Genomic DNA, 24,818 nt, shown 5'->3' on the forward strand with positions numbered 1-24,818 from the left:
CGCCTTCACAAGATACCTGCGCATACTTTCAAAGATCCGGGGAAGTGGCCTCAGCGCCGTTCCCGTGTGCCGCGAAGTTTCCTTCGTAGCGAGCCGCCCATTATGCCAGACTTTTTCAGTCCGTCAACACCTTCGTTCGATCATCTCGTTCGGGGTGGTGGGCGCCCTTGTGTCGCTCAAGCCCCTTGTTGGCGGCCCCTGCGACGGGGGAGGGAAAGTATGTCCCTGTTCGCCCCATTTGTGAAGGGGGTGTGGCGACTTTTTTCATCGGATGTTGGCACCGTTCATCCGACAGGCGCCCGATGAACGGCGCCACGAGCGGCCGGGCGCGTGCCCGGCGCTTGTCCGACAGGTCTCAGGCCGCGATCAGGCGCACACGGGCGAATGTGCGCTTGCCGACCTGCAGCAGGCCTTCGAAGCCCGGCTGCAGCACCTGCTGACCATCTTCCACGACCTCGCCATCCACCTTGACGGCGCGCTCCTTGAGCTTGCGGTTGGCTTCGGAGTTGCTCGGGGTCAGCCCGGCAGCGGTCAGCAGCGCCGCGATGCGCAGGCCTTCGGCCGGAATCGCCACGTCCTGCAGCGGCAACTGGGTGATGTCGCCCTGTCCGGTCACCGCCGCTTCCCAGCCGGCAATGGCCTGCTCGGCGGCTGCGGCGTCGTGGAAGCGGCTTGCCAGCTCCCGCGCCAGGCGCAGCTTCACCACGCGCGGGTTGAGACCGCCGCTGGCCACCTGCTCCCGCAGCTGCGCGGCCTCGGTCTGGCTGATATCGAAGGACAGCAGTTCGATCCAGCGCCACATCAGGGCATCGTCCACCTTCATGGTCTTGGTGACGATGTCGATGGCCGGCTCGCTGATGCCGATGTAGTTGCCCAGCGACTTGGACATCTTGTTGACGCCATCCAGACCTTCCAGCAGCGGCATGGTCAACACCACCTGGGGCTTCTGCCCGTGGTGTTCCTGCAGGCCACGACCCATCAGCAGGTTGAACTTCTGGTCGGTACCGCCCAGTTCGACGTCCGCCTCCAGGGCGACCGAGTCGTAGCCCTGCACCAGCGGGTACAGGAACTCGTGGATGGCGATGGACTGCTGTGCGGCGTAGCGCTTGGCGAAATCGTCGCGCTCGAGCATGCGTGCCACGGTGTGCTGGCCGGCCAGGCGGATCATGTCGGCCGCCCCCATGCTGCCGAACCACTCCGAATTGAAGCGGACTTCGGTACGGCTGCGGTCCAGCACCTTGAACACCTGTTCCTCGTAGGTGCGGGCATTGGCCAGCACATCCTCGCGGCTGAGCGGCTTGCGGGTCAGGCTCTTGCCCGAAGGGTCGCCGATCATGCCGGTGAAGTCGCCGATCAGGAAGATGACCTGATGACCGAGGTCCTGGAACTGGCGCATCTTGTTCAGCAGCACCGTATGACCCAGATGCAGGTCCGGCGCGGTGGGGTCGAAGCCAGCCTTGATCCGCAGCGGACGGCCTTCCTGCAGGCGCGCACGCAGATCCTCGAGCTTGAGGATCTCGTCGGCACCACGGCCGATCAGGGAAAGGGCTTCTTCAATCGAGGACACGTGACTACTCCCGGCAACGCCGATTCTTGTGTGGGGGTGTTAAAGCCAAGTTAACCCGATTGGCTTCACAAAAGCCAATGGGCACAAGGGTTTGACGCGCTTTTCTCAGGTGTCTATGGTAACCGGCGTTCAGGCCCGCGCTCGCGGGCCAGCCAGGAAAAACCGCCGATGCACAACTCCGAACAAGGGCGCGCACGCAAGCAGCGCTTCCAGGAACGCCTTCACGTCCTGCACGACAACGCCCTGCATCGGAAGCTCAGGCAACATCTTCCCGCCGCCTTCAATGAGCGCTGGACCCGGCGTCACTGGATGCATGCCAGCCTGTTCGCGACCATCGGTGCGCTGGTCGCCACGATCGTCCCCGGTTTCTCGCACACCATCGACGCCCCCTACGCCGACAGCCACACCAGCCTGGCCCTGCCCTTGCCGCCGCTGTCGCTGGCCCGCCAGCAGCAGGTGCCCGGTGACAGCTGGCAGGTCCTGCGCGTACAGCGTGGCCAGACCCTCAGCGAGCTGTTCGACCAGGCCGGCATTCCGGCGACCACCCTGCACCGCGTACTGGACCACCCCGGTGCCCGCGAATCGCTGACGAAGCTGCGTCCGGGCGCCGAGATCGCCTTCGACATGCCGCTGTCCGGCGACCTGCGCAGCATCCGCTTCGACCGCGACGGCGAGAACCGGGTCGAGCTGAGCCTGGCCGGCGACAACATCAAGGAAACCGTGACCAAGCGCGAGACCTCCACGCGCACGGTGGTCACCAGTGGTGAGATCACCAGTTCGCTGTATGCCGCAGCGCGCCGGGCCGGGCTGTCACCGTCGGCGATCGCCACCATGACCGACGACATCTTCAAGTACGACATCGACTTCTCCAAGGACCTGCAGCCGGGCGACCGCTTCAGCGTGGTGATGGATGAGACCTGGCGCGAGGGCGAAAAGGTCGATACCAGCAAGATCCTGGCAGCGACCTTCACCACCGGCGGCAAGACCTATTCGGGCTTCCGCTTCGAACGCAACGGCAAGTCCGAGTACTACGACATCAATGGGCGCTCGCTGAAGAAGAGCTTCATCCGCATGCCGATCCCGTTCGCGCGCCTGAGCTCGACCTTCGGCGCGCGCAAGCACCCGGTGCTGGGCAAGATGCGCATGCACAAGGGCGTGGACTACGCCGCCCGCACCGGCACGCCGATCATGGCGGCCGGCGATGCGCGCGTGCAGTTCGCCGGCGTGCAACGCGGCTACGGCAATGTGGTGATCCTCGACCACGGTCGTGGCCACACCACCCTGTACGGGCACATGTCGCGCTTTGCGAACATCCGCACCGGCCAGCGCGTGGCGCAGGGCACGGTGATCGGCTACGTCGGCTCGACCGGCCTGGCCACCGGCCCGCACCTGCACTACGAATTCCGCGTCAACGGCGTGCACCGCAACCCGCTGACGGTGACCATGCCGCCGCCGGAGCCGCTCAAGGGCGCCGAGCTGGCCGCCTTCCGCGCCCAGACCGCGCCGGCGATGGCGCGCATCCAGGGCATGGAGAAGCTGATCTACGCCGACGCCAGCCCGGCGCCGACCGGTCGGGACGAGGCGGCCACAGAGGTGGCCAGCGCCAAGGACACGCAGACCCGCGGGCGCAAGCGCGGCTGAGACCTGCGTTGACGAACAAGGACGCGGCAGCCCAAGCTTGCCGCGTCCTTTTTTTTTGCGCGCCATGAGCACACCTGTCGACGCCAACACTCCCCTGTACCTGGGCCTGATGTCAGGCACCAGCGCCGACGGTATCGATGCCGCACTGGTGCAGTTTCCCGACGAGGGCGGCTGCCGCTTCGTGCATGGCCTGACGGCGCGCTGGGAGCCCCTGCTGCGCGCGCGGCTGGTGGCGCTGGGCGAAGGGGGGCCGCTGGCGTCGCTGGAGGAGCTTGGCGAACTCGACGCGCGGATCGCGATCGCCTTCGCCGAGGCCGCCAACCAGTTGCTGGACGAATCCGGCGTGGACCGCACCCGGGTGCGGGCGATCGGCTCGCATGGACAGACCGTGCGCCACCGGCCGCTGGCCGATCCGGCCTTCACCGTGCAGCTGGGCGACGGCAACCGCATCGCCGAGCTGACCGGGATCACCACGGTGTGCGATTTCCGTCGCCGCGACGTGGCTGCCGGCGGTCATGGCGCACCGCTGATGCCGGCCTTCCACCTCGGCATGCTGGGCACGGCCGACGAGGACCGGGCCGTGCTCAACCTGGGCGGCATCGCCAATCTGACCCTGATCCCGCGGGAGGGTGCCGTACGCGGCTTCGACACCGGTCCAGCCAATGCGCTGATGGATGCCTGGTGCCAGCGCCACACCGGACGCACCTTCGATGCCGAAGGCGCCTATGCCGCCAGCGGTGTGGTGGATGGCCCCCTGCTGGCGGGCTGGCGTGCGGACCCCTGGTTCGACCTGCCCCCGCCGAAGAGTACCGGTCGCGAACAGTTCCATCTGGCGTGGGCGGAGGCGCACATGGGTGAAGGCCAGTACGCCGCTGCCGATGTGCAGGCGACCCTGCTTGAGCTGACCGTGGCGACCGTGGCCGATGCGCTGCTGGCGCAGCAGCCGCAGACACGCCGCCTGCTGGTCTGTGGCGGCGGCGTGCACAACCGGCAGTTGATGAAACGGCTGGCCGAACGGCTGCCGGCGCTGCAGGTGGAATCCAGCGCCGTGCATGGGTTGGACCCGGAGTACGTGGAAGCCATGGGCTTCGCCTGGCTGGCGCAGCGGACGATGGACGGGCTGGCGGGTAACCTGCCGAGTGTCACCGGCGCAAAGGGACCGCGGATTCTCGGCGCGATCCATCTGGCGTGAGGCGGCCCCCTCCGCCGGGCATGGCCCGGCGCTCCCCCCTTCGGCATCCTCCGCCGGGCATGGCCCGGCGCTACCCCCTTCGGCATCCTCCGCCGGGTATGGCCCGGCGCTACCCCTTCGGCCCCTCCGCCGCGCGTGGCCCGGCGCGCGCCCTTCGGCGACCAACTGGTAGCGCCGGGCCATGCCCGGCGGTGAGGCATCAGATCAATCGAAGCCCTGCCCGGCCGGCAGCGCCTGCAGCGCGATGATGGCCGCAGCGAGCGCATCGACCTCGGTATCGCCAAAACCGGAACGGACCTCCAGCTCGCTGCTGAACAACCCTTGTTCCAGCAACGCCGCACAGGTCTGTTCGTGGCTCCAGCCACGGGCAACCGCGACCCGCCGGATGCGTTCCAGCAGCAGCGGGTCCAGGTCCCGCAGCACAACATCAGCCATGCTCACTTCCCCGTTCGCAGGGCACCGCCCCCTCGGCGCGTCGGGGGCGATGATCCCGCAGACCGGGCGGGCAGGCAATCAGGCGGCCGGCGGTGGCCCGCGGTCGACGATGCGCGGCCACAGCCAGACAAGCAGCAGCAGGGTCGGCACCACGGTGACCGAGCTGAGGATGAAGAACGTGCTGTAGGAGGTGGCCTCGACGATGTAGCCCGACACACCGCCGACGAACTTGCCGGGCAGGTTGGCCAGCGAGACCAGCAGCGCATACTGGGTCGCGGTGAAGTTGCGGTCCGTCAACGACGACATGAAGGCGACCAGCACGGTGCCTGCAAAGCCCTGGAACAGGTTGTCGGCACTGAGGGCGGCATAGAACGCCCACAGCTTGCCCGGGTTGTGCGCCATCAGCAGGAAGGCCAGATTGGACAGCGCCACGCCCAGTGCCGCCACCAGCAGCATGCGCCGGAAGCCAAACGCGGCCACCGCGATGCCTCCCAGGAAGGCACCGCCGATGCCCATCCACACCCCGAACAGTTTGGAGACCGTGGCGATGTCGGCCTTGTCGAAGCCGGAATCGAGGTAGAACGGCCCCGCCATCACCCCGATCACCTGGTCAGGGAACTTGAACAGGCCGACAAAGGCCAGCAACACCAGCGCCAATGCCGCGCCGTTGCGGCTGAAGAAACTTGTGATCGGCTGGACGAAGGCTTCGGCGACATCGATGCGGCGCTGCACGGCGGTGGCGGGACGCTCCGGTTCGGCGCACAGCAGCGTGGTGATGATCGGCAGCAGCATCAGGGCGGCCATTGCCAGATACGCGATGACCCAGCCTTCAAACTGGGCCAGATACAGCGCGCCGGCACCGGCCAGGATCAGGCCGATCCGGTAACCCAACGTGTAGGTGGCCGCCAGCGCGGCCTGAGCGGTCTGCGGCGCGATCTCGATACGGTAGGCATCCACGGCCGAATCCTGGGTGGCGCCGGCAAAGGACGCCGCCAGCACCCACATCACCAGGGGCCAGACGCCCTGTTCGGGGCGCACGAAGGCCAGCGCGATCAGTCCGACCAGCACCATGACCTGCGATACCAACAGCCAGGAGCGACGACGGCCGAGCCGGCCCAGCAACGGGAAGGCATACCGATCCAGCAGCGGTGCCCACAGGAACTTGAGCAGGTAGAAGAAACTGGCCAGGCTGATCAGGCCGATGCTGCCCAGGTCCAGCCCCACATCGCGCAGGCGCGTGGACAAGGTCTGCGACGCGATCAGCAGGAACGGCAGGCCACTGCCGAAACCCAGCATGGCCATGGTCAGCGCCGACGGTGTACCGAAGGCGCGCTTGATTCCTGCCCAGCCTTTGTAGCTGACCGGCCTGGCCGCCTCGCTCACAGGTCGTAGTCCACGGTGAACGGGGCGTGGTCGGAGAAGCGCTCTTCGCGGTAGATCGAGCAGCCACGCAGTTTGTCGCGCAGGCCCGGCGTGATGAACTGGTAGTCGATGCGCCATCCCACGTTGTTGGCGCGGGCCGCCCCGCGGTTGCTCCACCAGGTGTAGTCCTCCCCGGTGGGATTGAGCAGGCGATACGCATCGGCCCAGCCACGACCGGCCGCCACGTCGGTGGCCTGGCCATGATCAGCGCACAGCGCGTTGAGCCAGTCGCGCTCTTCGGGCAGACAGCCGGAATTCTTCTGGTTGGACTTCCAGTTCCTGATGTCCAGCGCCGACCGCACGATGTTCCAGTCGCCACACAGCACGTAGTCGCGACCGCTGCGCGCCCACTCCTCCAGGATCGGCCGCAGCCACTCCATCACTTCGAACTTGAATCCCTGGCGCAGGTCGCCGGAGCTGCCGGACGGAATGTAGAAGGACACCACGCTGAGGTTGCCGAAGCGCGCCTCGATATAGCGCCCCTCATCGTCGAACGGCGCCCAGCCCAGCGAGGTGATGACCTGGTCCGGTTCCCGCCTGCTGTAGATCGCCACGCCGCTGTAGCCCTTCTTGGTGATGGCATCGCGGTAGAAGCAATGGTGTCCGTCGGGCCGGAACATCGGGTCGGTCAGCTGGTCTTCCTGGGCCTTGGTCTCCTGGAGGCACAGGACGTCGGCGTCCTGGGCGCGGAACCAGTCGAGGAAGCCTTTGGTCGCGGCGGAACGGATGCCATTGGCGTTGAAACTGATGATGCGCATGCGGGGGACCTACGGCGGGAAACCGGGCAAGCATACCGGTTGGCTGCTGGGCTGCGCAGTCCGGCGGACGCGGCCGGACGGCCCCCCGGAAGAGCGCCGACGAGCGCGGAAGGCCCGGCTGCATTAGGATTTGTGCTCCAAATGAAGATGAATCGAGTTTTGATGAGCGACCACCGTCACCGTTTCCTGCAGCTGGCCCTGACCGCCGACGCCCTGCGCTTCGGCCAGTTCACCCTCAAGTCCGGCCGGCTGAGCCCCTATTTCTTCAACGCCGGTCGCTTCGACTCCGGCTCGCTGCTGTCCCAGCTCGGCGCCTGTTATGCCGATGCCATCGACGCCAGCGGGGTCAAGTACGACGTGGTGTTCGGCCCGGCCTACAAGGGCATTCCGCTGGCCACGGCAATGGCCTGCGAGCTGGCCCAGCGTGGCCGCGACCTGCCGCTGTCGTTCAACCGCAAGGAAGCCAAGGACCATGGCGAAGGCGGCCAGCTGATCGGCGCCGACATGAATGGCAAGCGCGTGCTGATCGTCGATGACGTGATCACTGCGGGTACTGCGATCCGCGAAGCGCTGGCCATCATCCGCGCGGCAGGCGGCACTCCGGCCGGCATTGTGGTCGCTCTGGATCGCCAGGAGATCGCTTCGGAAGCCGATCGCCGCTCCGCGGCGCAGGCAGTGGCCGAGGAAGCCGGCATCCCGGTGATCGCAGTGGCTTCGCTGGGCGACCTGCTTGATTTCGCCTCGGGAAACCCGGAACTTGTCGGCTACCGGCAGCCGCTGGAAGCCTATCGGGCCCAGTACGGCGTCCGCTCCACACGCTGACCGCCAGGGGGAAGGTCGCATGTCCCGAATTCCTGCTGTTCTCTTCGCCGGCCTGCTGCTGGCCCTGCCGTTCATCGTGGCGGGGCAGTCGCGGGGCGGCGACAAGGTCGAGAAGAAGCTGTACTGCTGGAACGAGGGCCAGGAGCGGATCTGCACCGATGCGCTTCCTGCCGATGCGGTCAACCACGCGCGCGACGAGTTCAATGCCCGCAGTGGGCTGCGCAATGCGCAGGTGCAGCGCGCGCTGACCGACGAAGAACGTGCCGCCGCCAGTACCGCGGCGGCACAGCAGCAGCTGGACCGGATGGCCGAGCAGACCCGCCAGCGCACCGAGCAGGCGATGCTGACCACCTACGGCAGCGAAGACGACCTGCGGCGGGTGTTCGCCGAGCGCCAGGAAGTGCTCGACAACAACCTCAAGACCGCCCAGTACAACGTGGCCAGCCTGCGTGAATCGCTGGTCGCGCTGCTGTCGGCGGCCGGCGACCGCGAGCTGGCGGGCGCCAAGGTGGGCGACCCGCAGGCCGAAGCGATCCGCCAGCGGCACGTACAGCTGCAGTCGCAGCAGCGCCTGCAGTCCGGCTTCCTGCAGCAGCAGCAGGCGTTGAAGGCGGAGATCGAAAGCACCCTGCAGCGCTATCGCGAGCTGAAGGGCCTGGCGCCGGCTGCCCCGGCTGGCTGAAAACGCGCCTGCCGCCGGGCATGGCCCGGCGCTACCCGTGGCCAGGTTACGGCCTGACGCGCGGAATTTATGCAGTCTTTACGCGCCGGCCCGGTCCGCCGGGTAGTGCGTTTACGGGGCGCAGGCCGACCATGACGGCCTGAGGTGGAGGGGTTCCACCAGGACGCAATTCCCATGTCCCCCTGGCTGTCGTTGGTGTGTGGCGTGCTGGTGCTGATCGCCGCCGCCTATCTTCTGTATGTCGTGCTGCGGCCCGAGTCGTTCTGAGCGGAGCCGGCCATGATTGAAATTCTTGTCATTCTTGCTGCCAGCGTCGCGCTGGCATGGCCGCTGGGACTGTACCTGGCGCGCGTGATGCGGGGCACGCCGATGAAGGTCGACGTGCTGTTCCGTTGGATCGAAACGCCGCTGTACAAGGTCTTCGGCGTCGATCCCGCACGCTCGATGTCCTGGCGTGGCTACGTGCTGGCATTCCTGCTCAGCAATGGGGTGGTGGCGGTGCTGACCCTGGCGGTGTTCATGACCCAGGCGTGGTTGCCGCTGAATCCGGACCAGATCCCGAACATGCGCTGGGACACCGCGCTGCACACGATGATCTCGTTCCTGACCAACACCAACCAGCAGCACTATTCGGGCCAGGCGCAGCTGTCCTACCTCTCGCAGATGACCGGGATCACTGGTCTGCAGGTGGTGACCCCGATGATGGGCCTGGCGCTGGCGGTGGCCACACTGCGCGCGCTGTTCGCGCCGGCGCCGCAGTCGGCCACAGGCAGCGCCGACGATGACCGCCAGGTCGCAGTGGGCAACTACTACACCGACGTGGTGCGCCTGTGCGTGCGCGTCCTGTTGCCGCTGTGCCTGCTGTGGACACTGCTGCTGACCAGCCAGGGCGTGCCGTCGACGCTGGCGGCGGGGCCGCAGGCTACGCCGATCGATGCCTCCGCCGGCATGACGACGCAGAAGCTGCCGCTGGGTCCGGTCGCGGCGATGGTCGCCGCCAAGCAGCTGGGCGCCAACGGCGGCGGCTGGTATGGCCCGAACAGCAGCTTCCCGCTGGAGAATCCGACGCCGGTTTCGAACCTTCTCGAAGTGATCGGCATCCTGCTGGTACCGATGGCGGTGATCTTCATGATCGGGGCATTCACCGGGCGACGTCGCTTCGGCGCGCTGGTGTTCGTCTGCATGCTGGGAATGTCGCTGCTGTCCACCGGCGCCATGGTGTGGAGCGAAGGCCACAGTGCCAGTGCGGCCACGCCCCTGCTGATGGAGGGCAAGGAAGTACGTTTCGGCGCCGACGGCACCGCGTTGTGGGCGGCGGTGACGACGCAGGTGTCCAATGGCTCGGTGAACGGCATGCACGATTCGCTGGCCCCGCTGAGCGGTGGCATTGCCCTGGTCAACATGCTGGTCAGTGCGATCTGGGGTGGCATCGGCTGCGGCCTGCAGCAGTTCATCGTCTACCTGTTGCTGGGCGTGTTCCTGGCGGGGTTGATGACGGGCCGGACGCCGGAACTGTTCGGTCGCAAGCTGGAGACCCCGCAGGTGCGCCTGCTGGCCCTGCTGGTGCTGCTGCAGCCCATCACCCTGCTGGTGTTCACCGCGGTCACTCTGGCCGTGCCCGGCCTGGCCGGCACCTCCAATCCCGGCTTCCACGGCATCAGCCAGGTGTTCTACGAATACGTATCGGCCTACGCCAACAACGGTTCGGGCTTCGAGGGACTGGGTGATGCCACGCCGTGGTGGAACCTGAGCTGTTCGCTGGTGCTGCTGCTGGGTCGCTTTCCGCTGCTGGTGATTCCGCTGGTGGTTGCTGCCCAGCTCGCCGCCAAGCGGCAGGCACCGGAATCAGCGGGCAGCCTGCAGATCGAAACCCCGACGTTCGCCCTGACCCTGGTGTCGGTGATCGTCATCCTGACCGTGCTGCAGTTCATGCCGGCGCTGGTGCTTGGCCCGATCGCCGACCACCTGAGCCTGGGACTGCATTGAGGACACCCCCATGAGTAGCCACGCAACCTCAACCCGTAACCCGCTTGCGTCACGCCCTGCCCTGCTCGATGCGGCCGGCCTGCGCCGCGCACTGGTCGACGCCGTACGCAAGCTCTCGCCGATGCATCTGGTGCGCAGCCCGGTGATGGCGGTGGTGATGGCCGGCACGATCGTCGCCGCGATCATCACCCTGACCGGCAACGCTCCACTGGGCTTCGGCCTGGCGGTGACCGCGATCCTGCTGGTCACCGTATTGTTCGGCAACTTCGCCGAGGCTGTCGCCGAAGCACGCGGGCGGGGCCAGGCCGCATCGTTGCGCCGTGCCCGCCAGGACCTGGTGGCGCGCCGACTGGCCGCCCCGCAGCCAGGAGCCGCAGAAACGCAGGTGCCGGCCGCCGAACTGCGCCCGGGCGACCACGTCATCGTCAGTGCCGGCGAGCTGGTGCCAGCCGATGGCGAGATCGTGCAGGGCCTGGCCACCATCAACGAAGCGGCGGTAACCGGCGAATCGGCACCGGTGCTGCGCGAAGCGGGTACCGATCGCTCCGGCGTGATCGGCGGTACCAAGGTGCTGTCCGACCAGATCGTCGTGCGTGTGACCGCCGAGCCGGGCCACAGCTTCCTGGACCGGATGATCGCGCTGGTGGAAGGCGCCAACCGGCAGAAGACACCGAACGAGGTCGCCCTGACCCTGCTGCTGGCGGCGATGACGCTGACCTTCCTGGTGGTGGTGGCGACATTGCCTGCCATCGGCGCCCATGTCGGCGTCCAGGTCGATCCACTGCTGCTGATCGCACTGCTGGTCTGCCTGATCCCGACCACCATCGGCGGACTGCTGCCGGCCATCGGCATCGCCGGCATGAACCGCGCCCTGGCGGCCAACGTGCTGGCCAAGTCGGGCAAGGCGGTGGAAGTGGCCGGCGACGTCGATGTGCTGCTGCTGGACAAGACCGGCACCATCACCTACGGCGACCGCCAGGCCAGCCACTTCCATGCGTTGGCGGGAATCGACGCCAGCCAGCTGCGCGACGCGGCCCTGTTGTCCTCGCTGGCCGACCCGACCCCGGAAGGCAAGTCGATCGTGCGCCTGGCACGCGAGCAGGGGTGCACCACCGCCGAGCCGGAGCAGGCCGTCTACCTGGCCTTCAGTGCGCAGACCCGCATGTCCGGCGTTGACCTTGCCCATGGCCGGCAGATCCGCAAGGGTGCGCTGGATGCGATCCGCAACCATGTGCAGGCGCAGGGAGGCGTGGTGCCGGCCGAGCTGGGCGGGCGCGTCGAACAGGTCGCCCGCAACGGCGCCACGCCGCTGGTGGTGGCGGAAGGTCGCCATGTGCTGGGCGTGATCGAACTGTCGGACGTGGTCAAGCACGGCATGCGCGAGAAGTTCGCACAGCTGCGGGCGATGGGCATCCGGACGGTGATGATCACCGGTGACAACCCGCTGACCGCGGCCGCCATCGCTGCCGAAGCCGGCGTCGACGACTACATCGCCGAAGCCCGGCCCGAGGACAAGCTGGCACGCATCCGCCAGGAACAGGCCGGGGGCCGTCTGGTGGCGATGGTCGGCGATGGCACCAACGATGCGCCGGCGCTGGCCCAGGCCGACATCGGGCTGGCCATGAACTCCGGCACGCAGGCCGCCAAGGAAGCAGGCAACATGGTCGACCTGGATTCGGATCCGGCCAAGCTGCTGGCGGTGGTGGAAGTAGGCAAGCAGCAGCTGATCACCCGCGGGGCGCTGACCACCTTCTCGCTGGCCAACGATGTCTCCAAGTACTTCGCGATCCTGCCGGCGCTGTTCGCCGCGGCGGTACCCGCGATGGCAGCGCTGAACGTGATGCAGCTGTCCAGTCCGCGCAACGCGGTGCTGGCCGCGCTGATCTTCAACGCCCTGGTGATTCCCGCTCTGATTCCGCTGGCTCTGCGGGGCGTGCGCTTCCGCCCGGCCACGGCCACCGCGCTCCTGCGCCGGAACATGCTGGTGTACGGCCTGGGTGGCGTGCTGCTGCCGTTCGCGGCGATCAAGGCGATCGACCTCCTTCTTGTCCTGGTATCCGGCTCATGAACCGCTCTGCTTCCACTTCTTCTTCCCTTCCGCGCGAAGCCAAGGCCGCATCCCGCATGGCCCGCCTGCAGGACGACGCCAGCTGGCGCCCGGCGATCGGCCTGGGTGTGGCGACCCTGCTGCTGGCCGGTGCGGTCTACGCCGGCATCGCCACCGGTTTTGCCGGCCTGGCGTACCCGATGCAGGCCGAAGGCAGCCTGCTGCGCGATGGCAGCGGCCAAGTGCGTGCGTCGGCGTGGCTGGCGCAGCCGTTCGCTGGCGATGGCTACTTCCAGGCGCGGCCATCGGCCGCCAACTATGACCCGATGGCGGCGGCCGGCTCCAACCTGGCACGCAGCAACCCTGCGTTGACCGAGCGCGTCGCCGCAAGCACGGCTGCGGTCGCAGCGCGCGAAGGCGTCGCACCGGACCAGGTGCCGGCGGACCTCGTCACCCAATCCGGCGGCGGGCTCGATCCGCAGCTGACGCCGGCGGCGGCGCAGTTGCAGGTGGCCCGCGTGGCGCGTGCCCGGGGCCTGCCGGTGGAACGTGTGCAGGCGCTGCTGCAGGCCCACACCGAGGGACGCCAATGGGGTCTGTTCGGCCAGCCGCGGGTGAACGTGGTGACGCTGAACTTCGCGCTGGACCACGCAGCCGCCAGGCCGTGATGCGATCGTGCACCCGCTGCGCGCACAATGGCCGCCATGACTGACCTGCGAACCCGCCAGGCCGACGCCCTGGTGGAAGGCCTGCAACGCGAAGCCGGTGGCAAGCTGACGGTATTCCTCGGCGCGGCGCCGGGCGTGGGCAAGACCTACACGATGCTCAACCGCGCGCAGGAACAGCTGCGCCGGGGGGTCGACCTGGTGGTGGGGCTGGTGGAGACGCATGGCCGTGCCGATACCCAGGCGTTGCTGGAAGGACTGCCACGGCTGCCGCTGAAGGACGTGGCCTACCACGGCCACGCCCTGCAGGAAATGGACCTGGATGCCGTGCTGGCGCGGCGCCCGGCGCTGGTGCTGGTCGACGAACTGGCACATCGCAATGCACCGGGCAGCCGCCACGAGCGACGCTGGCAGGATGTCATGGAGCTGCTGGATGCGGGCATCGATGTCTGGACCACGGTCAACATCCAGCACCTGGAAAGCCTCAATGACGTGGTGATGCGCATCACCGGGGTGCGGGTCAGCGAAACCGTGCCGGACGGTGTGCTCGACCGCCTGCACGACATCGTGCTGGTGGACCTGCCGCCACGCGAACTGATCGCCCGCCTGCAGCAGGGCAAGGTGTACGTGCCGGAGCAGGCGGCACAGGCACTGCAGTCGTTCTTCTCGCCGGCCAACCTGACCGCACTGCGCGAGCTGGCCATGCAGGAAGCCGCTGATCGTGTCGACAGCAGCCTGCGCGAGACCCGTGCCGCACGCGGCGAGGGCAACCTGCCGCTGCGCCGCGGCGTACTGGTGGCGATCGATGGTGGCGGGCAGAGCGAGTATCTGGTGCGGGTCGCGCGCCGCATTGCCGAACGGCGCGATGCGCCGTGGACGGTGGTGACGGTGCAGGGACGACGCCAGGACGAAGCGACCCGACGCGAGATCGACGCGGCGTTCGCGCTGGCACGTCGCCTGGGCGGCGATGCCGAACTGCTGCATGGCTCCAGCATCGCCGATGCCCTGCTCGACCACGCCGCGCACAACGGTGTCTCGACCCTGGTGCTGGGCCGCACCCGCGAGCGGCCGCTGGCACGGATGTTCAACCGCACCCTGACCCAGCAGCTGATCCAGCGCGGTGCGCACTACGAGATCACCATCATCAGCACGCCGCAGGCACGTGCGCGTTCGCGCCGCGAAGGCCTGTTGCCGCCGGCGCGCGGCATCAACCACGAACCACTGCAGGCCCTGCTCGCCACCGCGCTGGCCTGCCTGGTCGCGTGGCTGGTTGAACGCTGGGTGGGCATGGCCGACCTGTCGATGGTGTTCATCGTGGCGGTCGTGCTGGTCGCAGCCCGCACCCGCGCCAGCGTGGCGGTCATGGCCGCGATCCTGTGCTTCCTCGCCTACAACTTCCTGTTCATCGCACCACGCTTCACCTTCGCCATCGGCGCACGCCAAGGCGTGATCACCGTGTTCCTGTTCCTGGCAGCGGCACTGGTGGCCGGGCGCCTGGCATCACGGCTGCGCATGCAGGTGATCGCCCTGCGGGCCGCCAACCGGCATGCGCGCGCGCGGCAGCAGCTGGGGCGACAGCTGGCCAGCGCTGCCGGCGATGGCGAGGTGGCACTGGCCGGCCGCCATGCGCTGGAGCAGGCGATGGACGTGCCGGCATGGCTGCGGATCGGCGTGGACACCACCGCCGGCGGCCGCACCCTGCCCGGCGACACCGACCTGGCTGCCGCCGACTGGGCACTGCGCCACGGCCAGCCCAGCGGGCGTTTCACCGATACGCTGGCCGGCGCGCAATGGTGGTTCCTGCCCCTGCTTGATGGCGAGGACCGTGCAATCGGCGTGGCCGGCCTGTATCTGCCAGGTGCACGCCTGCTGCCCGAGCAGCGCCAACTCGCCGAAGCGATGGTGGACGACATTGCCCAGGCGGCATTGCGCACGCGGCTGGTGGCCGAGTTGGAGCGGGCGCACGTCAGCAACGAGACCGAGCGCCTGCGCTCTGCTCTGTTGTCTTCGGTATCGCACGATCTGCGCTCGCCGCTGGCGGCGATGATCGGATCGGCCGACAGCCTGGCCAGTTATGGCACGGCGATGGACGTGGCTGACCGCCGCGCGCTGCTGGACACCATCCTGGTCGAAGGCGAACGGCTGGACCGCTACATCCAGAACCTGCTGGACATGACCCGGCTGGGCCACGAAGGCCTGAAGATCAACCGCGACTGGATCGGGGTGGACGAGTTGATCGGGTCGGCCGCGCGACGGCTGCAGCGCTACCAGCCCAACGTGAGGCTGGAACTGGATATCCCGCCGACCCTGGCGCCGATCTGGGTGCATCCGGCGCTGGTCGAGCAGGCGGTATTCAATGTCATGGAGAACGCGGCCAAGTTCTCCCCCGCCGATGCCGCGGTACAGGTGCAGGCGCGCGAACTGGACGGCCAACTGCGCATCGACGTGATCGATGCCGGTCCCGGCATCCCCGACGAAGAGCGGGCACGCATCTTCGACATGTTCTACAGCGTCGAGCGTGGCGACCGTGGCCGCCATGGTACCGGTCTGGGCCTGACCATCTGCCAGGGAATGATCGGCGCGCATGGCGGCAGCGTGCAGGCGCTGCCGGGACGTGACGGTCGCGGTACCCTGATCCGCATCACCCTGCCCCTGCTCAAGCCAGCCTCCCACGATGAGCCCGACCCCGATTGATGCGAGCGTACCGGCCCCGCGCGTGCTGGTGATCGATGACGAGACCCAGATCCGCCGTTTCCTGGATATCAGCCTGCGGGCGCAGGGCTATCAGGTCAGGCAGGCCGCGACCGGCCAGGAAGGCCTGCAGCTGGCTGCCAGCGAGGACATGGACCTGGTGATCCTGGATATCGGTCTGCCGGACATGGAGGGCCACCAGGTGCTGGAGCAGCTGCGGCAATGGAGCCAGGTGCCGGTCATCATGCTGACCGTGCGTGCCGGAGAAGCGGAAAAGGTGCGGGCGCTGGACAACGGTGCCAACGACTATGTGACCAAGCCCTTCGGCACGCAGGAACTGATGGCGCGGGTGCGCGCGCTGTTGCGGACACGCAGCGTGCCGACCGATGGCACGCCTCCGGTATTCGACGACGGCCATCTGCATGTGGACCTGGTGCGCCGGGAGGTGGCGATCGCGGGCGAACCGGTGGCGCTGACCCGCAAGGAGTACGCGCTGCTGTCGCTGCTGCTGCGCAATGCCGGCCGGGTGGTCACCCAGCCGCAGATCCTGCAGGAGATCTGGGGACCCACCCACCAGCACGACACGCACTACCTGCGCATCCTGGTGGGCAAGCTGCGGCACAAGCTGGGCGATTCGGCGCTGGATTCACGCTACCTGTTCACCGAACCTGGCGTCGGATTGCGGTTCAAGGGGTGAGGGTGTGCCGACCAACGGTCGGCACCCACCCGGATCGATCAGAACCCCAGCGGGGTGTCGCCGACGACCGGCTGCAGCTGGCTGCGGAACAGTGCCTGGATGCGCTCCAGCGCCGCCTCGTCGTCGCCCTCGAAGCGCAGCACCAGTACCGGGGTGGTGTTGGAGGCGCGCACCAGTCCCCAGCCGTCGGGGAAATCCACACGCAGGCCGTCGATGGTCGACAGGCGGCCACCCACATACGGGTTGTCCGGCGACTGCGCTGCCGCCACCAGCATCGCCACCAGGGCGTGCGGCGTGCCCTCGGACACCGGCACCTTCAGCTCCGGTGTAGCCACCATCTCCGGCAGTCCGGACAGCACCTCATCCGGGGTTTCCTCGCGCTGGGCCAGGATCTCCAGCAGGCGCGCGGCGGCGTACAGCCCGTCATCGAAGCCGAACCAGCGTTCCTTGAAGAAGAAGTGGCCGCTCATCTCGCCCGCCAGCTCGGCGTCGGTCTCGCGCATCTTCGCCTTCATCAGCGAGTGCCCGGTCTTCCACATCAGCGGGCTGCCGCCGTTGCGCAGCACGTGGTCAGACAGCTTGCCCGTGCACTTCACGTCGTAGATCACCATCGCCCCGGGATTGCGCATCAGCACATCGGCGGCGAACAGCATCAGCAGGCGGTCGGCGTAGATGATCCTGCCCTCGCCGGTGACCACGCCCAGGCGGTCGCCGTCACCGTCGAAGGCCACGCCGAGATCAGCGCCAAAGCGTTTGACCGTCTGTACGAGGTCCTGCAGGTTGTCCGGCTCGCTGGGGTCGGGATGATGATTGGGGAAGGTGCCATCAACATCGCAGTAAAGCGGAATCACCTCGGCACCGATCGCTTCCAGCAGCTGCGGGGCCAGCGCACCGGCAACCCCGTTGCCGGCGTCGGCCACCACCTTCAGCGGGCGGTCGAGCTGCACGTCGTCGGCGATCCGCTGGATGTAATCGGCGCCGACATCGCGCTGCTGGTAGTCACCCGGTTCGGCCGCCTGCACAAGGCGACCCTCGACGATGCGCTGGTACAGGCCGGTGATGGCATCGCCGGCCAGCGTTTCGCCGCCGATGACGACCTTGAAGCCGTTGTACTCGGGAGGATTGTGGCTGCCGGTCACCGCCACGCAGGTGCCGGTACGCAGGTGGAATGCGGCGTAATAGACGACCGGCGTGGGCGCCAGGCCGATGTCGATGACCGCGCAGCCGGCACGGCGCAGGCCTTCGGCCAGGCCGGCTGCCAGCTCGGGGCCGGACAGGCGCCCGTCACGGCCGATCACCACCTCGCGCAGGCCCTGTTCCAGCGCAGCCGTACCGATGGCCTGGCCGATCAGCGCGGCGGTCTTTGCCGTCAGTTCGCTGCCCACCACACCGCGGATGTCGTAGGCCCGGAAGATGCCCGCTGCCAGCGCTTCCGCCGGGACCGGCGGCGGAGGGGCCACTGTGGCGTCGGCGGCAGCTTCGGCGGCCTGTGGCGGCGCCATCTGCAGGCTCTCGCGCAGCGTCGGGCCCTCATCCACCTCGACGGCGGACGTGCGCCGCGGCAGCGGCAGGCGCTTCGGCAGGCGGTCGCGACCGACCAGCAGCAGCACGGCGATGAAGGCCAGCAGCAGCGCGACGATGCCGCTGGCCAGCGCGCCCAGACCGAGCGGGCCGGGTTCGACGTTGGGCACGGCCGCTGCCAGCCGCAGCGGGGTGCCGGCAATCGGCCTTGCCTGCGCCTCGGCGATCTGCGCCAGGCCGGAATCGCCCTGGGTGACCAGATCGTGCGTGCCCTGGCGCAGGCCGAGGAAACCACTGGCAGGTGCGCGGATCTGATCCAGCGGCGCGGTCAGGCGCAGCAGCGGCTGACGGACGTAGACGACCGCCGGCCCCAGACTGCCCAGTTGCACCGGCGCAGCCAGGCCGAGGCGGTTGCCTCCCCCATCGCGGACCACCCGCAGGCTCGGCCGGTCCTCGCCCAATGCCTGCTCCAGCAGGGCCAGGCGCGCATAGCCAAAGGTGGCCGGATCGGCGTAGGCAGCGGCCAGGTCGGCGCCCAGCACCTCCACCCGCTCCACGCCGGACCAGCTCTCGCGCAGGGCCAGCGCAGCGGCGGACGCATCGCCGGCCTGCAGCGCCTGCTGCAGACGCTCGTTCTTCAACTGCTGCTGCAGCTGCTGCAACTGGCCGCTGGCGGCCTGTTGCAGGCCCTGCACGGCCTGGTCACGCGCCTCTTCCAGCGCCTTGCCACCTGCCTCCTGGCGCCACTGCTGCACGGCGCTCCAGCCGAACCAGCCGGCCAGCAACACGAGCAGCACTGCCAGCAGCGGTGCGCTGCGCCCCAACGACCGTCCCTGCTGCCTTTCCCCGATGCCGCTCATCGATGTCCCCCGTCAACGCACCCCGGTATGGCCGAATCCACCCGTTCCCCGCACGCTGTCGGTGAAAGTATCCACCACCTGCAGGCTGACGCGGGCAATCGGAACCACCACCAGCTGCGCGATGCGGTCACCCGGCTCGATCGTGAAGGCCTCGCGGCCCCGGTTCCAGACGCTGATCAGCAGCGGACCCTGGTAGTCGGCGTCGATGAGGCCGGTGCCGTTGCCGAGGACGATGCCGTGGCGATGGCCCAGGCCCGAACGCGGCAGGATGACCGCGCACAGGTGCGGATCGGCAATGTGGATGGCCAGGCCACTGGGAACCAGCGCGGTATCGCCCGGCTGCAAAGTCAGCGCGGTGTCCAGCGCTGCGCGCAGGTCCATGCCGGCACTGGCCTCGGTGGCATACGCCGGCAGCGGCCAGCTGTCGCCGAAGCGCGGATCGAGCAGTTTGACCCGCAACGGTTGCGATGAAATCACCTGGGTCATGCCTGAAGTCTCCGCGCGATCAGCGCCAGCAGTTGTTCGGCCAGCTCGCGCTTGGAGGTCGCCGGGAATACCTGTTCGCCATCCTGCCAGAAGGCCGTGGCGGCGTTGTTGTCACTTTCGAAGCCACCGCCACTGATGCCGACCTGGTTGGCGATCACCAGATCCAGGCGTTTGTCGACCAGCTTGCCACGCGCGTACTTCTCCACGTCGTGGGTTTCGGCGGCGAAACCGACCACCAGCTTCAGCGACTGCGTCTGCGCGGCCACCTCGGCCAGGATGTCCGGGGTACGCACCAGTTCGATCACCAGTGACTGGCTGTCGGCGGTCTTCTTCAGCTTCTGCGGCGCCACCTGCCGTGGGGTGTAGTCGGACACGGCGGCGGCACCGATATAGATGTCGGCCGGCAGCGATGAGAGCACGGCGTCGCGCATCTGTGCGGCCGAGCGCACATCGACGCGCTGCACGCCAACCGGCGTCGGCAGCTGCACGGGACCACTGACCAGCACCACCTGCGCCCCCATCGTCGCCGCGGCCGCGGCCAGTGCGAAGCCCATCTTGCCGCTGCTGCGGTTGCCGACGTAGCGCACCGGGTCGATGTCCTCGTAGGTGGGTCCGGCGCTGATCAGCACACGCAGTCCCTGCAGCGCGCGGGTTGCCGAGGGCGCGGCAGGCGCCACGGCATTGCCGTTGGCCGCCAGCGCGGCAACGATGTCACCCGGCTCGGCCAGCCGCCCCGGGCCGGACTCACCCTCGGCCAACGGCCCGTCGACCGGTCCGATCACCTGCGCGCCCCGCTGGCGCAGCAGTGCGACGTTGGCCTGCGTGGCCGGATGCAGCCACATGCGATGGTTCATCGCCGGACACACGGTCAGCGGCGCGGTACTGGCCAGGCACAACGTGCTGACCAGGTCGTCGGCGTGACCATGGGCCAGGCGCGCCAGCAGGTCGGCGGTGCCCGGTGCGATCACGATGCGGTCGGCCCAGCGCGCCAGCTCGATGTGGCCCATGGCCTGTTCGGCGGCGCTGTCCCACAACGTAGTGCGGGTCGGCTGCCCGGACAGGGCCTGGAAACTGAGCGGGGTCACGAACTGCTGGGCGCCGGCAGTCATCGCCACCTGCACCAGCGCCCCGGCATCGCGCAGCCGCCGCACCAGTTCCAGGGCCTTGTAAGCCGCAATCCCGCCGCCGACACACAACAGCAGTTTCTGGCCTTCCAGCGCGCCGGCCGGCGCGGGGGATGCGTTGGGGGAGTCAGCCACCTGGAATTCCTGTGCAAACGAGGGCGCTAGCTTACCCGATGGTCGGTAATGTCCCGATGCACAGCGCACATAGCTGGCAGCTATCAGCAGATGGAACTTCCACTACCGCAGTTCCCGGGTTCACCCGCCGATGATTCGGAACTTTCCTATACCCGTGCCCGGGTCGGCTTTGCAGAATCGGTACTGGCCACCTCCGGTGCGCCGCTCCGCTTCCCCGAGGATCCCGCGTGCAACCGCGCATCATCATCGCCGACGACCATCCGGTTGTACTGCATGGCATCCGTATCGTGCTGGAGGCTCACCAGATGCAGGTGGCCGGCAGCGCGGCCGACGGTGCCCAGCTGCTCGACCTGCTGCAGCGTGAAACCTGCCATGCCGTCCTCACCGACCTGTCCATGCCCGGCGCCGGCCCCGACGGCCCTGCGCTGCTGGGCGCACTGCGCGAGCGTCATCCGGGCCTGCCGGTGGTGGTGCTGACCGGAGCGCGCCACCCGGGACTGCTGGACAGGCTGCTGCGCGAAGGCATCGATGGCCTGGTCGACAAATGCGCCGGCTTTGCCGAACTGCCGATGGCGCTCGCGGCAGCCATGTCCGGCCAGGTCTTCGTCTCACAGCAGCTGCGTCATCACCTGCAGTCGCGCGACCTGCTGTTCCAGCGCACACCGGTCTCGCTCTCCGCGCGCGAGCAGGAAGTCCTGCAGCTGCTCGCCGAGGGCCTGAACATCAACGCCATCGCGGCCCGCTGCGGCCGCAGCCCGAAGACGATCAGCCGGCAGAAGGCCGAGGCCAAGCGCAAGCTGGGACTGCAGAGCAACCAGGAACTGTTCGACTACCTGAAGACCGTGCGCGATTGAGGCATCGGCTGACGGTCATCGGCGGCAAGCGCCGATGGGAGCGCCGGGCGCCGCTGGCGATGATGCAGGCATGCCCATCCATGACTGGCCTGAACAGGAACGTCCCCGCGAGAAGCTGCTGGCGCGGGGTCCCACCATGCTGTCCGACGCGGAGTTGCTGGCGCTGTTCCTCGGCTCCGGGGTCGGCGGCCGCGATGCCGTGCAGACCGCACGCGACCTGCTGCACGCGCACGGTCCGCTGCGGGTACTGCTGGACCGGCCTGCCGGCGAGCTGGCACGGCTGCCCGGGCTGGGGCCGGCCCGCAGCTGCACCCTGGCCGCCGGCCTGGAACTGGCCCACCGGTACCTGGCCGCCGAACTGCAGCACGGCGAAGCAGTTGGCGACAATCCCGGGGCGGTGGGGCGCTACCTGCAGCACCGTCTGCGCGGGCAGGCCCGCGAACTGTTCCTGGTGCTGTTCCTGGACAACCGCCACCGGCTGATCGCGTGCGAGGAACTGTTTGCCGGAACCCTCACCGCAGCGGCGGTCTATCCACGGGAGGTCGTGCGGCGCGCCCTGCAGCTCAATGCCGCCGCCGTGATCATCAGCCACAACCACCCGTCCGGCGACCCGGAGCCATCGCCGGCCGACGCGCGCATCACCGAGGAGCTGCAGCAGGCCCTTGCCCTGGTCGACATCCGCCTGCTCGACCATTTCGTAGTGGGCGAAGGCCGCCCTGTTTCGTTTGCTGAACGTGGCCTGCTGGGCCAGCGCCAGGCCCGCCTGTTCGGCTGAGCCCCGGCCCCCCGGCCGACCCCGGGGGGACCGCACAGGCAGGCAACGGTCAGCGTGGCCGCCGGCATCTGCGCTAAAATGGGCGATTCCGCCGCTCATTCTCACAGCAGGCCTCGTGAAAAATCTCCTCCGCGCCCTGATCAGCCAAGGCATCGAAGCCTTGCGCGCCAATGGCACCCTGCCCGCCGACTCCCTGCCGCCGGACTTCGTGGTCGAGCGCCCGAAGACCCGTGACCATGGCGACTTCGCCACCAACGCCGCGATGCTGCTGGCCAAGGCCGCGCGCAGCAACCCGCGCGCACTGGCGCAGGCACTGGTCGAGGCGCTGCCGCGCAGCGAGGACGTCAGCAAGGTCGAGATCGCCGGACCCGGCTTCATCAACTTCCATCTGGCTCCGGCCGCGTACCAGCGCGAAGCCGCCTCGGTCATCAAGGAAGGCCACGACTACGGGCGCAACCTGTCCGGCAACGGCCGCACGGTGGGCGTGGAGTATGTGTCGGCCAACCCGACCGGTCCGCTGCACGTCGGCCATGGCCGCGCTGCGGCGATCGGCGACTGCGTGGCCCGCGTGCTCGACGCCAACGGCTGGAACGCCAAGCGTGAGTTCTATTACAACGACGCCGGCGTGCAGATCGAGAACCTGGCGCTGTCGGTGCAGGCCCGCGTCCAGGGCATCGCCCCCGACCAGGAGGGCTGGCCGGAAGGCGGCTACCGCGGCGAGTACATCGCCGATGTCGCGCGAGCCTACATGGCCGGCGCCAGCGTCGACCTGGAAGGCACCCTCGTGGTCGGCGCCAAGGATCCGCACGACATGCAGGCGATCCGCCGCTTCGCGGTGGCCTACCTGCGCAACGAGCAGAACCTGGACCTGGCCGCGTTCGGCGTCGATTTCGACATCTACTTCCTGGAAAGCTCGCTGTACGCCGATGGCAAGGTCGCCGAAACCGTGGCCAAGCTGCAGGCGTCCGGCCACACCTACGAGGAAGGCGGCGCACTGTGGCTGCGCAGCACCGACTTCGGTGACGACAAGGACCGCGTGATGCGCAAGTCCGACGGCACCTTCACCTACTTCGTGCCGGACGTGGCCTACCACCTGTCCAAATGGCAGCGCGGCTACGAGCGCGCGATCACCGAGCTGGGCGCCGACCACCATGGGTCGCTGGCGCGCGTGCGTGCAGGCCTGCAGGCGCTGGAAGTGGGCATCCCGCAGGGCTGGCCCGAGTATGTGCTGCATCAGATGGTCACCGTCATGCGCGGCGGCGAGGAAGTGAAGCTGTCCAAGCGTGCCGGCAGCTACTTCACCCTGCGCGACCTGATCGAAGAAGCTGGACGCGATGCGACCCGCTGGTTCCTGATCGCGCGCAAGCCCGATTCGCAGCTGACCTTCGACATCGATCTGGCCCGCCAGCAGAGCAACGACAACCCGGTGTTCTACGTGCAGTACGCGCATGCCCGCGTGTGCAGCCTGCTCCGCCAGGCGCAGGAGAAGGGCCTGGCCTATGACCAGGGCAGTGGCCTGGGTCAGCTCGTGCGCCTGGCCGATGACGCCTCGCTGCTGCTGATGAACGAGATCTCGCGCTATCCGGAAGTGGTCGAAGCCGCCGGCGTGGCGCTGGAGCCGCATCTGGTGGCGCAGTACCTGCGTGAATTGGCGCATGCCTTCCACACGTGGTATCACGGGACACCGGTGCTGGTGGACGACGCCGACGATCGCAACGCCAAGCTGACGCTGGCCTGCGCGGCGCGTCAGGTGCTGGCCAATGGCCTCGACCTCCTGGGCGTGAGCGCCCCGGAAAAAATGTAAGCATCAGGAGACGCAGTACACATGGCAGCACGACGCGGCAAAAACCAGGCACGACGCAACAGCAGCAGCCAGGGCACCCCGGGATGGGTGTGGCTGGTCGCCGGTGTGGCCATCGCCGCCGTGGTGTTCCTGGCGGCGCCGAATCTGTTCAAGGGCGAGGGCGATGGCTTCCTGCGCGCCGGTCCGCAGCCGAACCCGAACGCGCAGCCGGCGCCGGTCGCCGATGCCGACAGCGATGTCGGCACGCAGCCGGCCGCACAACCGGCCACGCCGAAACCGGCCGAAGCCGAGAAGCCGGCGGCGACCCAGTACGACTTCTACACCCTGCTGCCAGGCAAGGAAGTGGAGATGTCCGATGCCGAACTGGCTGCCAGCACCCGCGCCGAGGAACAGCGCCGGGCCAAGGCCGAAGCGCAGCGCGCGCAGGCGGCGCTGGAAGGCAAACCGGTCCCCGCAACGCCGGCACCGACCGCAACGGCCAGTGTCGCCAGCACGGCACCGGTGACCGCGACCAGCCGTCCGCTGCCTGCCCCGCTGAGCGAACGCCCGGCAACGGCTGCACCGGCCACGACCAGCCCGGCGGCGACCAGCACGGCATCGACCGCGCAGGCCGCCCGCGTGGACGCGCCGCCGGCCGCCGCTGCGGCACCGGCC

Annotated in this window: 21 protein-coding genes; 14 read left to right on the top strand and 7 right to left on the bottom strand. The window is 68.4% G+C overall.

The annotated features are described in order from the left end of the window. Positions 1-355: 355 nt before the first annotated feature. Positions 356-1,567: a tyrosine--tRNA ligase gene (gene tyrS, locus QMZ25_RS05755; protein WP_283219253.1), complete on the bottom strand. Its 1,212-nt coding sequence runs from the start codon at positions 1,565-1,567 to the stop codon at positions 356-358. Between the two features lie 168 nt (positions 1,568-1,735). On the opposite strand from tyrS, the gene QMZ25_RS05760 reads away from it, so the two are divergent. Together QMZ25_RS05760 and QMZ25_RS05765 are read left to right on the top strand one after the other, a co-directional pair. Next, positions 1,736-3,208, top strand: coding sequence for a peptidoglycan DD-metalloendopeptidase family protein (locus QMZ25_RS05760; protein ID WP_053516486.1), 1,473 nt, complete (start codon positions 1,736-1,738; stop codon positions 3,206-3,208). A gap of 64 nt (positions 3,209-3,272) precedes the next feature. Next, positions 3,273-4,400, top strand: coding sequence for an anhydro-N-acetylmuramic acid kinase (locus tag QMZ25_RS05765; RefSeq protein WP_283219254.1), 1,128 nt, complete (start codon positions 3,273-3,275; stop codon positions 4,398-4,400). Between the two features lie 204 nt (positions 4,401-4,604). On the opposite strand, the gene QMZ25_RS05770 is transcribed toward QMZ25_RS05765, so the two are convergent. The 3 genes from QMZ25_RS05770 to QMZ25_RS05780 form a co-directional block, all read right to left on the bottom strand. Beyond that, positions 4,605-4,835, bottom strand: a complete 231-nt coding sequence (locus QMZ25_RS05770; RefSeq protein ID WP_053516488.1) for a hypothetical protein — start codon at positions 4,833-4,835, stop codon at positions 4,605-4,607. A gap of 78 nt (positions 4,836-4,913) precedes the next feature. Further along, a complete protein-coding gene (locus QMZ25_RS05775; RefSeq protein WP_283219255.1) occupies positions 4,914-6,218 on the bottom strand; it encodes an MFS transporter in 1,305 nt (434 codons plus the stop codon). Further along, the gene (locus QMZ25_RS05780; protein WP_053516492.1) at positions 6,215-7,015 is read right to left on the bottom strand and encodes an exodeoxyribonuclease III; all 801 of its coding nucleotides are present in this window, start codon (positions 7,013-7,015) and stop codon (positions 6,215-6,217) included. Before QMZ25_RS05780 ends, QMZ25_RS05775 begins: the two co-directional genes overlap by 4 nt. Positions 7,016-7,177: 162 nt before the next feature. Here QMZ25_RS05780 and pyrE point away from each other — a divergent pair, with 162 nt between their 5' ends. The 8 genes from pyrE to QMZ25_RS05820 all read left to right on the top strand — a co-directional run bounded on the left by pyrE (position 7,178) and on the right by QMZ25_RS05820 (position 16,605). After that, entirely contained in the window at positions 7,178-7,837 is a 660-nt protein-coding gene (gene pyrE / locus QMZ25_RS05785; protein ID WP_065174233.1) for an orotate phosphoribosyltransferase, read from the top strand. A 19-nt stretch (positions 7,838-7,856) separates the two neighbouring features. Then, positions 7,857-8,519: a hypothetical protein gene (locus QMZ25_RS05790; protein ID WP_065181997.1), complete on the top strand. Its 663-nt coding sequence runs from the start codon at positions 7,857-7,859 to the stop codon at positions 8,517-8,519. Between the two features lie 174 nt (positions 8,520-8,693). Beyond that, positions 8,694-8,786 carry a potassium-transporting ATPase subunit F gene (locus QMZ25_RS05795; protein WP_053516498.1) on the top strand — a complete coding sequence of 31 codons (93 nt, stop codon included), beginning with the start codon at positions 8,694-8,696 and terminating at the stop codon, positions 8,784-8,786. 12 nt (positions 8,787-8,798) lie between these two features. Continuing rightward, complete coding sequence (gene kdpA / locus QMZ25_RS05800) at positions 8,799-10,505, top strand: potassium-transporting ATPase subunit KdpA (RefSeq protein ID WP_283219256.1); 1,707 nt, start codon at positions 8,799-8,801, stop codon at positions 10,503-10,505. Between the two features lie 10 nt (positions 10,506-10,515). Then, entirely contained in the window at positions 10,516-12,573 is a 2,058-nt protein-coding gene (gene kdpB, locus QMZ25_RS05805; protein WP_053516502.1) for a potassium-transporting ATPase subunit KdpB, read from the top strand. Then, on the top strand, positions 12,570-13,220 hold the full coding sequence (gene kdpC / locus QMZ25_RS05810) for a potassium-transporting ATPase subunit KdpC (protein ID WP_111186476.1): 651 nt from the start codon (positions 12,570-12,572) through the stop codon (positions 13,218-13,220). Before kdpB ends, kdpC begins: the two co-directional genes overlap by 4 nt. A 36-nt stretch (positions 13,221-13,256) precedes the next feature. Then, on the top strand, positions 13,257-15,911 hold the full coding sequence (locus QMZ25_RS05815) for a sensor histidine kinase KdpD (protein ID WP_283219257.1): 2,655 nt from the start codon (positions 13,257-13,259) through the stop codon (positions 15,909-15,911). Further along, the gene (locus QMZ25_RS05820) at positions 15,892-16,605 is read left to right on the top strand and encodes a response regulator transcription factor (protein WP_053516504.1); all 714 of its coding nucleotides are present in this window, start codon (positions 15,892-15,894) and stop codon (positions 16,603-16,605) included. Before QMZ25_RS05815 ends, QMZ25_RS05820 begins: the two co-directional genes overlap by 20 nt. Before the next feature lie 38 nt (positions 16,606-16,643). Here QMZ25_RS05820 and QMZ25_RS05825 read toward each other — a convergent pair whose 3' ends face one another. Genes QMZ25_RS05825 through coaBC form a run of 3 tightly spaced genes read right to left on the bottom strand, consistent with a single transcriptional unit; the run spans position 16,644 to position 20,731 of the window. Next, positions 16,644-18,986: a phosphomannomutase/phosphoglucomutase gene (locus QMZ25_RS05825; RefSeq protein ID WP_283219258.1), complete on the bottom strand. Its 2,343-nt coding sequence runs from the start codon at positions 18,984-18,986 to the stop codon at positions 16,644-16,646. Between the two features lie 12 nt (positions 18,987-18,998). Beyond that, positions 18,999-19,472 carry a dUTP diphosphatase gene (dut, locus tag QMZ25_RS05830; RefSeq protein ID WP_283219259.1) on the bottom strand — a complete coding sequence of 158 codons (474 nt, stop codon included), beginning with the start codon at positions 19,470-19,472 and terminating at the stop codon, positions 18,999-19,001. Beyond that, positions 19,469-20,731, bottom strand: a complete 1,263-nt coding sequence (gene coaBC, locus QMZ25_RS05835; RefSeq protein ID WP_053516507.1) for a bifunctional phosphopantothenoylcysteine decarboxylase/phosphopantothenate--cysteine ligase CoaBC — start codon at positions 20,729-20,731, stop codon at positions 19,469-19,471. The genes dut and coaBC overlap by 4 nt, the downstream gene beginning before the upstream one ends. 227 nt (positions 20,732-20,958) lie before the next feature. On the opposite strand from coaBC, the gene QMZ25_RS05840 reads away from it, so the two are divergent. From QMZ25_RS05840 to QMZ25_RS05855, 4 genes are all read left to right on the top strand, one after another. Next, positions 20,959-21,585, top strand: a complete 627-nt coding sequence (locus QMZ25_RS05840) for a response regulator transcription factor (RefSeq protein WP_065182003.1) — start codon at positions 20,959-20,961, stop codon at positions 21,583-21,585. Positions 21,586-21,655: 70 nt separating this feature from the next. Further along, complete coding sequence (gene radC, locus QMZ25_RS05845) at positions 21,656-22,360, top strand: DNA repair protein RadC (RefSeq protein ID WP_065174506.1); 705 nt, start codon at positions 21,656-21,658, stop codon at positions 22,358-22,360. Positions 22,361-22,475: 115 nt separating this feature from the next. Beyond that, complete coding sequence (argS, locus tag QMZ25_RS05850; RefSeq protein ID WP_053516518.1) at positions 22,476-24,164, top strand: arginine--tRNA ligase; 1,689 nt, start codon at positions 22,476-22,478, stop codon at positions 24,162-24,164. Positions 24,165-24,185: 21 nt separating this feature from the next. Continuing rightward, positions 24,186-24,818 (top strand): sporulation protein (locus QMZ25_RS05855; protein WP_283219260.1); only part of this gene is annotated, 633 nt, incomplete at its 3' end.

Source organism: Stenotrophomonas sp. RS-48 (assembly GCF_030053245.1).
In the GTDB taxonomy this organism is placed as follows: Bacteria; Pseudomonadota; Gammaproteobacteria; order Xanthomonadales; family Xanthomonadaceae; genus Stenotrophomonas; species Stenotrophomonas maltophilia_P.